Genomic DNA, 11624 nt, shown 5'->3' with positions numbered 1-11624 from the left:
ACGAGGGACCAGGCACGGCACATACGGATCAGAACTGAGGTGTACGCCCATGGTGGCTCCGCCGGACAACGACGTCCTCTGGGCACGCGCCCTGCACTTCCAGCACCCCGACGGCACCCCCGCGCTCGGCGGGGTCTCGCTGGGCGTCCGGGAGGCCGAGATCCTCGCCGTCACCGGCCCGCGCGGAAGCGGCAAGAGCACGCTCCTGGCCTGCCTGTCCGGACTGCTGCGCCCCAAGGACGGCGAGGTCTGGTTCAACAGCGTGCCCGTGCACACCATGGGCCCCGTCGCCCGCGAACGGCTGCGCCGCGACCGGTTCGGCTGGATCGACCCCGCCCCCGTCCTCGTACCGGAACTGAACGTCTGGGAGAACGCCGCGCTCCCGCTGATGCTGCGCGGCACCAGCCGGCGGCGCGCCAAGACGGTCGCGCGCGAGTGGCTGGACCGTCTCGACGTGGGTGACTGCGCCCGCAAGCGCCCGCACGCGCTGCGCCAGGCGGAGCGGCAGCGGGTGTGCATCGCCCGCGCGCTGGCCCCGGCACCGACGGTCCTGTTCGCCGACGAGCCCACCGCGCCGCTGCACCACGCCGACCGCGGGCACGTGCTGCGCACCCTCACCACGGCGGCCCGCTCGCACGGCATCACGGTGGTCCTGGCCACCCACGACCCGACCACCGCGGCCCTCGCCGACCGCACGGTCTCCCTGCTGGACGGGCGGTGCGTCACCACCCTGCAGCTGCCGCCGGTCACCGAGTCGGAAGGCCGGGCCGCGTGCTCGCTCTCCGTCTGACCCGCAGCGCCCGTCCGGCCGTCCAGCTGCGGCGGCTCCTCGTCGCGGCGGCGTCGGCCGGCACGGGGCTCCTCCTGCTGGGCACCCTCGGCTACGCGCTCGGCCACCCCGACGATCCCCCCGCGGCCGCTCTCCGATTGGCCTGGTGCGCGGTCCCGCTGGCCGCCACGGTCCAGTTCGCGGTCGCCGTCGCCCGCACCGACCCCGGCACCCGCCCCCGTCCGGGCCTGTCGGCGATCGGCCTCGGCCCGGCCCGCCTGATGACGATCTCGGCCACGACGACGGCCCTGTCCACGGCCCTCGGCTCGATGCTGGCGCTGTTCTTCTTCCTGCACCTGCGCGGCACCATCACGGGCATGCCCTTCGACGGGGCGGGCGCCCAGTTCCTGGCCGCCGACCGGCCCCTGCCGGTGGCGGGCGCCCTGACCCTGCTCGCCCTGGTCCCGGCGGCCGCGTCCCTGTCGGTGGCCCTGGTCCTGCGCCCGCGCGAGGCCCGGCCGGCTCAGCCGGGCGGCGCGCGGAAGGCCTTCGGCCGCTTCGGGGCGTACGGGACCGGGGCGATGCGCGAGACGTTCGGGGCGTACGGCCGTTTCGGCGCGCGTCTGCGGCGGGGCCCGGACGACGAGGGGCATGGGGCGGACGGCGGCGCTGTCGCCACGGCCGCCGAGCAGTCGCCCCCGCGCACGGCCGGCCCGGCCCCCCTGCCGCGCAACGGCGACGCCCCCCAGGGGCCGGACGCCCAGGTGGCCCTCCTGCCCCTGACGCCCGGCGCCCCCGCGTCCCCGGACCGGCGGCCCCACCCCACCGCGGCCCTCCCCTGGGGCATCTCCACCCTCGCCGCCGGCCTCGCCGTGGAGGCCTACGCCGGCCACACCACCGCGACGACCGACATGCCCGGCGGACTCACCAGCGGGCCCTTGGGCGTCCTCCTCGGCTGGCTCCTGACCGCCGTCGGCCTCGCCCTGGCCGGCCCCGGCCTGACCCATGTCTGCGGCCACCTCCTGCAGGCGGTCCGCCCCGGCGCCCTGCGCCTGCTCGCGGGCCGCGTGCTGATGGAGGAGTCCTCCCGCATCGGCCGCCCGCTGGGCATCGTCTGCGCGGTCGCGTCCGCCGCCTACGCCATGGCCGCCCTGCAGAACCCGGACGGACCCACCTTCGGCCCCCTGACCACCCTCGGCGCGCTCCTCGTCGCCGGGTGCACCCTGGCCACGCTGCTCACCGCGGCCGTGGAGGCCAAGCACGCCCGCGCCGACACCACGGCCGCCCTGCTCCGCCTCGGCGCCCCCGCGACCATGCTGCGGGCCGCCGCCACCCTGCGCGCCGCGGCCCTGGTCGCCCTGTTCGCCCCGCTGACCCTGGTCGTCGCCGCCCTCGCGGCGCAGCCGCTGACCCGCTGAGGCCCGCCGCGCGGCCACGGAAAACACGTGCGAAAAAAATCTCCGGCCGGCGATGAGTTCCGCACGGGTCCCGGGTCTATCCCACCGAACGGCACGACACCGATGGGAGAGGCCCCAGATGTACCAGCAGATGATCTTCGTGAACCTGCCCGTGAACGACCTCGACGCCTCGAAGAAGTTCTTCACGCAGCTCGGCTACACGATCAACGAGCAGTTCAGCGACGAGTCCACGGCCTCGGTCGTGATCAGCGAGACGATCGTGGCGATGCTGCTCACCAAGCCGAAGTACGCCGGGTTCACGAAGAAGGAGATCGTGGACGCAACGAAGTCCAGCGAGGTGCTGCTGTGCCTGAGCGCGGAGAGCCGCGAGAAGGTCGACGAGCTGGTGGACAACGCGATCGCGGCCGGTGGCTCCGCCTCCGGCGAGACCCAGGACTACGGCTTCATGTACGGCCGCGCCTTCGACGACCCCGACGGGCACACCTGGGAGGTCATGTGGATGGACCCGGCGGCCGTCGAGGGCTGAGCGACCCGCGCGCCTAGCATGGGCGGGTGCATCCGACGCCACCCGCCCACGCCGCCCACACCGCCGCCCACGACCGCGAGATCGAGTCCCTCCCCGAGTTCGACGAGGTCCTCTCCGCGCACGGCACGCTGGCCCTGTTCCGCGTCCAGGCCGTCGACCTGACGGACCGTACGCAGGAGCTGCTGTCCGTCGACGTCACCGGCGCCGTCTTCCTCGGCTGCCCCATGGCCGACGCCGCGGCCACCCGTGTCGCCGCCGCCGGCGCCCTGGTCTTCCCGCCCATACCCGACCTGCCCTTCGACCCGTACCGCGGCCTCGTCTACACGCCCGGCGAACTGTTCGAGGGTCTGGCGGACGGGTACGAGGGCACCCCGGACGCGCTGTCCTACGCCTGGTTCCAGCGGACCAAGGCGGACGGCGACGTCTTCGCGTCGATGCTCCGTGCGGTGCACGACGACGCCGTCTCCGACGCGCTGGACGAACTCCTAGCCGGCCACCGCGTGGTGGGCGTGATGGGAGGGCACGCGATGGCGCGCGGCTCGGAGGCGTACGCCGGAGCCGCGCGCCTGGGCCGGGAACTCGCGCGCGCCGGGTTCACCGTCGCGACCGGTGGCGGCCCCGGCGCGATGGAGGCGGCGAACCTGGGCGCCTACGCCGCCCCGCACCCCGACGGGATGCTGGACCAGGCACTGCGGCTCCTGGCGAAGACACCGAAGTTCGTCCCGTCGATCACGGACTGGGCCCGCGCCGCCTTCGAGGTGCGCGAGCGCTGGCCGGACGGCGGGCCCTCGGTCGGCGTCCCCACCTGGTTCTACGGCCATGAGCCGCCCAACGCCTTCGCGGCGCACATCGCCAAGTACTTCGCCAACGCCACCCGCGAGGACGGCCTGCTGGCCCGCTGCACCGCGGGCGTGGTGTTCCTGCCGGGCGCCGCCGGAACCGTTCAGGAGATATTCGACAACGCGACGCCGAACTACTACGAATCCCGTGGCGAACCCACCCCTATGGTGCTGGTCGACCGTGAGCACTGGACGGAGCGGTTGCCCACCTGGCCGCTGTTGCGGTCGCTGGCCCGGGAGCGGGCGATGGAGGCACGCATCGCCCTGGTCGACCGGATCGAAGAGGCTCCGGACGCCTTGAAACGTCTGGGCGGTTAATAAGAGGGCAAAGCCAACGGCCGGGACCCGCTTACGGATTGACACTGCTTATGGCGCGCTTATAAACCTGTGAGCCTCGTGGGGGTGATGGGACCGGCCGGTGCCGGCGCCTCATCTCCCCCTCAGCCCCCCGCAATTTGCGCATCCCATGAAGGACAAACGTGTCCATAAATCACCGTAACGCACGCCGTTCCGTGCGCATCCTCGGTGTCACCGCCGCCTCCGCCGCGCTCGCGCTCGGCGTCGCGGGCAACGCGCTCGCCTGCAACATCAGCGAGTTCTCCGCCGCGGCCGCGTGCGAAGGCACCAAGGGCGTCATCACGGTCACCGACAAGGACCCGTCCGGGGTCCCGGCGACCGTGTCGGTCTACCTGGAGAACAAGGGCGCCGACGAGCGGCTCGTCGGCTCCCAGGAGGTCAAGGGCTCGCGCGAGGGCGTCACGATCACCTTCGCCGAGGACTGGAAGCCGAACGCGACGTACCGCGTCCACGTCAAGGCCGGCAACCAGGTCGACGAGGACATCAAGCCCAACCTGACCACCCCGGCCACGGCCTGCACCACCGAGGACACCCCGAAGCCGACCCCGTCGGAGACGGCTCCGGAGCCCTCGGACACCCCCTCGACCCCGGCCGAGTCCGACAGCCCGGCCCCGACGCCCTCCGAGGACGGCAGCACCCCGCCCGCGGACGCCCCGAGCAACGCCCCCTCCCCCGCGGTCGGTGACTCCAACCTCGCCGAGACCGGCGCCAACTCCAGCACCGGCATGATCGCCGGCATCGCGGCGGCCCTGGTCGTCGTCGGTGGCGGAGCGGTCTTCCTCGGCATGCGCCGCCGTGGGGCGAACAGCAACCGCTGATCCCTCGCGCACGGTGTGCACCACGATGGCCCGTCCCCTTCACGGGGGCGGGCCATCCGCCTTCTCAGGACCGGCCGCTCCCTGTGCCCTACCGGCCCACCTCCCGCGCGGGCCCCTCAACCGACCGTCGCCTTCTCCGCGTGCAACTCCCGCCCGGTGTCGGTCGCGTGCAGACGGATGCTCCTGCCCGCCCCGCGCAACTCCCGCACCGCGTCGTGCGGCATCGTCCGCCGCGCGAACCGCACGACCTCCAGCCACTCGTCGATCGCATCAGCCGCCACCTCGGGCGCCGCACCCTACGATCAGCCGGATCGGCCGAGCACCACGACGTCCGCCGCGTCGAACTCGACGCCCACGCTCCCGCCCACCTCGGGCGCGTCCCGCAGCGCACAGGCCGCCTCCAACCGCGGCGCGCCGTCCATCGGTTGCAGGTGTACGGCGACATGCGTGCCCTTGAACGTCCGCGCGGCCACCGTGCACCGCAGCCCGGCGTCGGGGGCGACGAGGCGCACTCCGGCGGGCCGTACGAGCACGGTCCGCGCCCCCTGCTCCGCACCCTCCGGCACCGGCAGCTTCCCCCACACCGTGTCGGCGGCCTGCGCGCTCACCGTCGCCGCGGTGACGTTCTCGAAGCCCAGGAAACGCGCCACGAACTCGTCCGCGGGCCGTTGCCAGACCTCGAGCGGCGTACCGGACTGGGCGATGCGCCCGTCCCGCATGACCACCACCCGGTCGGCCAGCGCGAAGGCCTCCCCCTGGTCGTGGGTCACCGCGAGCACGGTCGTCCCCAACCGGCCGAACAGCTCCCGCAGTTCCACCACGAGCCGCTCCCGCAGCGACCGGTCCAGCTGGCCGAGCGGCTCGTCCAGCATGAGCAGCCGGGGCCGGGGCGCCAGCGCCCGGGCCAGCGCCACCCGCTGCTGCTCACCTCCGGACAGAGCGGCGACCGCCCGGCGTTCGGCGCCCGGCAGCCCCACCAGGTCGAGCAACTCCGCCACCCGCACCTGCTGCTGGGCCCTGGGCGTCCCGTGCATGCGCAGCCCGAAGGCCACGTTGCCGCCCACGTCCCGCTGCGGGAAGAGCTGGTGGTCCTGGAACATCAGCCCGACGCCCCGCTGATGCGCGGGCACCCCGGACTGGTCGCGGCCGTCGAGCACCACCCGCCCGGCGTCCAGCGGTTGCAGCCCCGCGACGGCCCGCAGCAACGTCGACTTTCCGCTGCCGCTCGGCCCGAGCACGCACACCACCTCGTGCTCGGCCACCTCCAGTCCGACGCCGTCCAGCACGGGCCGGGCGCCGAACCGCACGGTCGCGTTCTCCAGGCCGAGCAGCATCAGAACTCCCCCGTCCGGTCGGTCCGCAGCCGCTCAAGCACCAGCAGGGCCACCGCGCACACCACCATCAGAATCGTCGAAAGGGCCATCGCCTGCCCGTAGTTGAGATCGCCCGGCCGCCCCAGCAGCCGCGCCACGGCGACCGGCAGCGTCGGGTTGTCCGGCCGCGCGATGAAGACCGTCGCCCCGAACTCCCCGAGCGACACGGCGAAGGCGAACCCTGCCGCCACCAGCAGCGCCCGCCGCACCATCGGCAGATCCACCGCACGCCAGGCCCGCCACGGCGACGCCCCGAGCACCGCCGCGGCCTCCCGCAACCGCACGTCCACCGCCCGCAGCACCGGCAGCATGGTCCGCACGACGAACGGCACCCCGACCAGCGCCTGCGCCAGCGGCACCAGGATCCAGGAGGCACGCAGGTTCAGCGGAGGCTCGTCGAGCGCGATCAGGAAGCCGAACCCGACCGTCACCGCGGACACGCCCAGCGGCAGCATCAGCAGCGCGTCGAAGCCGCGCACGAACCGCCCCGCGTCGCGCCGGGTCAGCGCCACCGCGGCGAGCCCTCCGACCAGTACGGCGATCGCGGTGGCGACGACCGCGTACGACAGCGAGTTGCCGATCGCGTCGATCGGCGGGACGAGGAAGGTGCCGCCGTCCTCACTGGTCAGCGCCCGGTAGTAGCCGAAGCCCGGCGCGTCGAGGGAACGCTGCACCAGCACGGCGAGCGGCAGCAGGATCAGCAGGGCGACGACGGCAAGGACACCGGCTGCCAGTGCCCACTGCCCGGTCCCGCGCGGCCGGCGCGCGGTCACGGACGCGTCCACCAGCCGCAGGGTGCTCTCCCGCCGCCGTACGGTCCAGGCGTGCACGGCGAGCACCGCGCCCACCGCCGCGAACTGGACCATCGTCAGCACGGCGGCGGTGGCGAGGTCGAAGACCTCCGTGGTCTGCCGGTAGATCTCCACTTCGAGGGTGGCGAAGGTGGGCCCTCCGAGGATCTGCACCACGCCGAAGGAGGTGAAGGTGAACAGGAAGACCATCAGCGCGGCGGCGGCCACGGCAGGTCCGAGCGCCGGCAGGGTCACGCTCCGCCAGGCGCCGAGGCGTGAGGCGCCGAGCACACGCGCGGCCTCCTCCTGGCGCGGGTCCAGCTGCGCCCAGAGCCCGCCGACCGTCCGTACGACGACCGCGTAGTTGAAGAAGACGTGCGCGAGCAGGATCGCCCACACGGTGGAGTCCAGCCGTACGCCCCACAGGTCGTCCAGCAGCCCGCCGCGCCCCACCAGCGCCAGGAACGCCGTGCCGACCACGACCGTCGGCAGCACGAACGGCACGGTCACGACCGCCCGCAGCACCTGCTTGCCGGGGAAGTCGAGCCGGGCGAACACATAGGCGCCCGGCAGCGCGATCAGCAGCGTCAGCGCGGTCGAGACGAGCGCCTGCCAGGTGGTGAACCACAGCACGTGCCGGATGTCGGACTGGGCCAGCACGTCGGCGAGCCGCCCGAACTGCCAGGTCCCGTCGGTCTTCAGCCCGCGCCCGACGATCGCGGCGACGGGATAGGCGAAGAAGACCGCGAAGAACGCGACGGGCAGGGCGAGGAGCCCGAGCCGCGCCGCGTTCCCGCGCGCCTTGGCGGCTACTTGAGTACGAGCGACGTCCACGCCTTGACCCACTCGTCACGGTTTTCGGCGATCTTCGCCGGGTCCATGGTCTGGGGATCCTCGGCCTGCGGGCCGAACTTCACGAACTCCTGCGGCACCTGGGCGGCCTCCCGCACCGGGTAGACGAACATGTTGAGCGGCATGTCGTCCTGGAACTCCTTGGTGAGCATGAAGTCCAGGAGCGCCTTGCCGCCCTCGGGGTTCTTCGCGTTGCTCAGCAGCCCCGCGTACTCGACCTGCCGGAAGCAGGTGCCCATGGCGACGCCGGTCGGCGCGGTCTTGGGCTTCGGGTCGGCGAAGAGGACCTCGGCGGGCGGGGAGGAGGCGTAGGACACGACCAGCGGCCGGTCGCCGCCCGCCTTCCTGCCGCCCGCGGAGCCCGAGAACTCCTCGTTGTAGGCCTGCTCCCAGCCGTCGACGACCTTCACGCCGTTGGCCTTGAGCTTCTTCCAGTAGTCCACCCAGCCGTCGTCGCCGTACTCCGCGGCGGTGCCGAGCAGGAAGCCGAGACCGGGCGAGGAGGTGGACGCGTTCTCGGTGACGAGGAGGTTCTTGTACGCCGGGTCGGCCAGGTCGTCGAGGGTCTTCGGCGGGTCCAGCTTGCGCTCGCTGAACCAGGCCTTGTCGTAGTTGACGCAGATGTCGCCGGTGTCGACGGGAGTGACCCGGTGCTTGTCCTTGTCCGCCCAGTACTCGGCCAGGACCATGTCGCCGCCCTTCGCCCGGTACGGCTGGAAGAGCCCGTTGTCGAGCGCGCGCGACAGCAGGGTGTTGTCGACACCGAAGAGGACGTCGCCCTGCGGGTTGTCCTTGGTCAGGACGGCCTTGTTGACGGCCTGACCGGCGTCGCCGTCCTTGAGGACCTTGACCTCGTAGCCGGACTGCTTCTCGAACGAGGCGATCACGCTCTTCGACACGACCCACGAGTCGTGGCTGACGAGGGTGACCGTCTTGGAGTCCGCGCCCTCGCCGCCGGACTCCGAGGACCCGCACGCGGACAGCGTGACGAGGCCCAGCCCGATGACGGCGGCGGTCAACTTCGTGGTGTGGCTCACTGATTTTCCTCCTGGCTGACCAGGAAGAGACGCGGCCCTGCCCGGGGACCTGGAACGGGTTCCCGGGCAGGGCGCAACAGCTTGAGTGACGACCGATCTCCCTACCCAGAATGACCTGGGCGAGGTTCAGAGGGTCTGCGGACTGTCCCGCACTCTCAGCGCTGTGGCGCTCCCCTGCCGGAATATGAAGATGTGTACGGCGTCAGACTACCGCTCGGTGGCGGCGAGCTGACCACACGCCCCGTCGATCTCCTGGCCGCGGGTGTCCCGGATCGTCACCGGCACCCCATGGGCGGCGATGGCCTCGACGAACGCCTTCTCGTCCTCGGGCCGGGACGCGGTCCACTTGGAGCCCGGAGTCGGGTTCAGCGGGATGAGGTTGACGTGCACGGGCTTGCCCTTGAGCAGCCGGCCGAGCCGGTCACCGCGCCAGGCCTGGTCGTTGATGTCCCGGATCAGCGCGTACTCGATGGACAGCCGCCGACCCGACTTCTGGACGTAGTCGAACCCGGCGTCCAGCACCTCGCGCACCTTCCAGCGGGTGTTGACCGGCACCAGCGTGTCGCGCAGCTCGTCGTCGGGGGCGTGCAGCGAGATGGCAAGACGGCACTTGAAGCCCTCGTCGGCGAAGCGGTGGATCGCCGGCACCAGTCCGACCGTCGAGACGGTGATCCCTCGCTGCGACAGACCCAGCCCGTCCGGCTCGGGGTCGGTCAGCGCCCGGATGGCCCCGACGACCCGCTTGTAGTTGGCCAGGGGCTCGCCCATGCCCATGAAGACGATGTTCGACAGCCGCGAGGGCCCGCCGGGCACCTCACCGTCGCGCAGCGCCCGCATGCCGTCCACGATCTGGTGGACGATCTCCGCGGTGGACAGATTGCGGTCGAGTCCCGCCTGCCCGGTGGCGCAGAACGGACAGTTCATCCCGCACCCGGCCTGTGAGCTGATGCACATCGTCACCCGGTCCGGGTACCGCATCAGCACGGACTCCACGAGCGTCCCGTCGAACAGCCGCCACAGCGTCTTACGGGTGGTGCCCTCGTCCGTCGACAGATGCCGCACGACGGTCATCAGCTCCGGCAGCAACGCCTCCCGCAGCTTGCCGCGCGACCCGGCGGGGATGTCGGTCCACTGCTCCGGCTCGTGCGCGTACCGCGCGAAGTAGTGCTGCGAGAGCTGCTTGGCACGAAACGGCTTCTCACCGATCTCGGCAACGGCGTCCTTGCGCTCCGCAGGCGTGAGATCGGCAAGATGCCGCGGCGGCTTCTTGGCTCCGCGCGGGGCGACGAATGTGAGTTCTCCGGGCTTAGGCATGGCCCCACCAGTGTCGCAGATCCACTTGAGTGACCTACGGCTGCCGCTACGACCGTCGTTAGTAGCCGCCACCGGTCGCACCGAGGGGCTCTGGCCACTTGATGTACAGCCAGCAGAACTGACCGGGCTCGCTCACAGCGCGCCGGTCAGCATCATCCGACGCACACGACAGCGTCACACCACCAGTTCGGAAGGTGGTTCTTCGCTGAATGCCCGTCAGGCGAGCAGGCTGAAGGCCGGGATCAGTCCGCCAGCGGGGTCAGAGGGTCCGGTCGGGACAACGCCTCGGACAGCGGCAGCCCATCTCTTGCGGCGACGGTCCGACGGACCCGCAGTTCGGCTCGTGTCCGCGGGCGATACTTGGGTTCCTTGCCACACCCGCAAGGCGACATCCCCTCGTAGCGCAGCCCTTCACCCAGCACCGCAGCCACCACAGACCAGCCGCGGACATCGCGCCTGGGCGGCGGAGCGAAGTCATGACCAGCGCAAATGAGGGGCTGAGAGCAGTTCGGGCACACGTGCTCTCGCTCCGGATACACATGCCGCTTGAAGCTGACACGGCACGAGACACACGCGTAGTGCAGCTTGTAGGAGGTCATGGCGTAGAAGCACACGCGGGCACCGTACCGAGGCGCCCTGCAAGGGGACCACTCGTTTCCGGCGGCCGAGAGTCCACCGTCAGAAACGGTGTCTTAGCCATGGCCTACACCCGGTGCCGCAGCCGCCGACCGCCCCGGCGCTTCCGCGCTCGGGTGGGCCCGCCCTGTGCAGCAGGTCAGAATGGGACTTACGTGGCTTATTGCTTCAAATGGGAGGTCACCCATGAAGGATCTCAAGTTTGAGCAGAAGCGCTCACTGTCACGCGAGGAGGCCGCCGACCAGCTCACGGCACTCGCGGAGGCACTGAGGGAAGGCGGGGACGCCGAACTGGAACTCAGCCCCGGAACGCTGAGCCTGCGGATCCCCGACGACCTGCGCAGCGAGATCGAGGTGGAGATTGGCAGCGGGGAGATCGAGCTGGAGATCGAGTTCAAGTGGCCGGCCGCGACGACACGAGCAGCGCCCTCGCGTGCGGGGTCAGACACGGAGAGGGCGCCGAAGCGGAAGACCGCGCCCGCCGGCGCGACGCGGAGCAGCTCGGAGACCGGCAGGAGCAAGACCGCGAGACAGCCCGCCACCAAGACACCCTGAGCGCCACCACCGGCACAGCCTCCTCGGTGGACTCAAAAATCGAACACATGCTTGAATTCGGTCATGCGAACGTTCCCCGCCGACCTCGCCCGGGCGCAGCAGGAATGGAGCGCCACATACCGGCAGCTCGCCGACCGGCCCGGCCGTACCGAACTGCGTCGGCGCCTGTACCGGCTGTCGACCCAGGTCTTCTTCCATCCCTACTGGGAGCAGCGCCGCCCGGACCCCGCGACGTGGTGGGCCCTGCGGGACCTGGGACGGCCGGGCAGGGACCTCGGCGAGCGGCCGCGACGGTGACCCGCCGGCATGCGGGGCCGCACGGCCCGGATGATCCTGAAG

General features: G+C 71.8%; 12 protein-coding genes and 1 riboswitch. Of the genes, 7 read left to right on the top strand and 5 right to left on the bottom strand.

The window, feature by feature from the left end; all coding sequences use genetic code 11:
• Window positions 1-49: 49 nt before the first annotated feature.
• The 5 genes from ACIP2X_RS18495 (at window position 50) to ACIP2X_RS18475 (ending at window position 4727) form a co-directional block, all read left to right on the top strand.
• Window positions 50-790, top strand: a complete 741-nt coding sequence (locus ACIP2X_RS18495) for an ABC transporter ATP-binding protein (protein ID WP_401673942.1) — start codon at window positions 50-52, stop codon at window positions 788-790.
• A complete protein-coding gene (locus ACIP2X_RS18490) occupies window positions 772-2187 on the top strand; it encodes a hypothetical protein (protein ID WP_401673940.1) in 1416 nt (471 codons plus the stop codon). The genes ACIP2X_RS18495 and ACIP2X_RS18490 overlap by 19 nt, the downstream gene beginning before the upstream one ends.
• A gap of 118 nt (window positions 2188-2305) precedes the next feature.
• Window positions 2306-2713 (top strand): VOC family protein, encoded by a 408-nt coding sequence (locus ACIP2X_RS18485; RefSeq protein ID WP_401673938.1) that lies wholly within the window; start codon window positions 2306-2308, stop codon window positions 2711-2713.
• Window positions 2714-2739: 26 nt separating this feature from the next.
• A complete protein-coding gene (locus ACIP2X_RS18480; protein ID WP_401673935.1) occupies window positions 2740-3870 on the top strand; it encodes an LOG family protein in 1131 nt (376 codons plus the stop codon).
• A 161-nt stretch (window positions 3871-4031) separates the two neighbouring features.
• Entirely contained in the window at window positions 4032-4727 is a 696-nt protein-coding gene (locus ACIP2X_RS18475) for an LAETG motif-containing sortase-dependent surface protein (protein ID WP_401673933.1), read from the top strand.
• 116 nt (window positions 4728-4843) lie between these two features.
• On the opposite strand, the gene ACIP2X_RS18470 is transcribed toward ACIP2X_RS18475, so the two are convergent.
• The 5 genes from ACIP2X_RS18470 to rlmN form a co-directional block, all read right to left on the bottom strand.
• Window positions 4844-5008, bottom strand: a complete 165-nt coding sequence (locus ACIP2X_RS18470; RefSeq protein WP_401673931.1) for a hypothetical protein — start codon at window positions 5006-5008, stop codon at window positions 4844-4846.
• A 21-nt stretch (window positions 5009-5029) separates the two neighbouring features.
• On the bottom strand, window positions 5030-6061 hold the full coding sequence (locus ACIP2X_RS18465; RefSeq protein WP_401673928.1) for an ABC transporter ATP-binding protein: 1032 nt from the start codon (window positions 6059-6061) through the stop codon (window positions 5030-5032).
• Window positions 6061-7725 (bottom strand): ABC transporter permease, encoded by a 1665-nt coding sequence (locus ACIP2X_RS18460; RefSeq protein ID WP_401673926.1) that lies wholly within the window; start codon window positions 7723-7725, stop codon window positions 6061-6063. Before ACIP2X_RS18460 ends, ACIP2X_RS18465 begins: the two co-directional genes overlap by 1 nt.
• Window positions 7701-8780 (bottom strand): thiamine ABC transporter substrate binding subunit, encoded by a 1080-nt coding sequence (locus tag ACIP2X_RS18455; protein WP_401673924.1) that lies wholly within the window; start codon window positions 8778-8780, stop codon window positions 7701-7703. The genes ACIP2X_RS18460 and ACIP2X_RS18455 overlap by 25 nt, the downstream gene beginning before the upstream one ends.
• Before the next feature lie 80 nt (window positions 8781-8860).
• Window positions 8861-8966: riboswitch (TPP riboswitch) on the bottom strand.
• 21 nt (window positions 8967-8987) lie between these two features.
• Complete coding sequence (gene rlmN / locus ACIP2X_RS18450; protein WP_401673922.1) at window positions 8988-10094, bottom strand: 23S rRNA (adenine(2503)-C(2))-methyltransferase RlmN; 1107 nt, start codon at window positions 10092-10094, stop codon at window positions 8988-8990.
• Between the two features lie 822 nt (window positions 10095-10916).
• Here rlmN and ACIP2X_RS18445 point away from each other — a divergent pair.
• Both ACIP2X_RS18445 and ACIP2X_RS18440 read left to right on the top strand, forming a co-directional pair.
• The gene (locus tag ACIP2X_RS18445; protein WP_401673919.1) at window positions 10917-11285 is read left to right on the top strand and encodes an amphi-Trp domain-containing protein; all 369 of its coding nucleotides are present in this window, start codon (window positions 10917-10919) and stop codon (window positions 11283-11285) included.
• A 63-nt stretch (window positions 11286-11348) separates the two neighbouring features.
• Window positions 11349-11582 (top strand): hypothetical protein, encoded by a 234-nt coding sequence (locus tag ACIP2X_RS18440; RefSeq protein ID WP_401673917.1) that lies wholly within the window; start codon window positions 11349-11351, stop codon window positions 11580-11582.
• Window positions 11583-11624 lie beyond the last annotated feature (42 nt).

Source organism: Streptomyces sp. NPDC089424, assembly GCF_044749345.1.
GTDB lineage: Bacteria > Actinomycetota > Actinomycetes > Streptomycetales > Streptomycetaceae > Streptomyces.
This window is presented reverse-complemented; position numbering and strand designations above follow the sequence as displayed.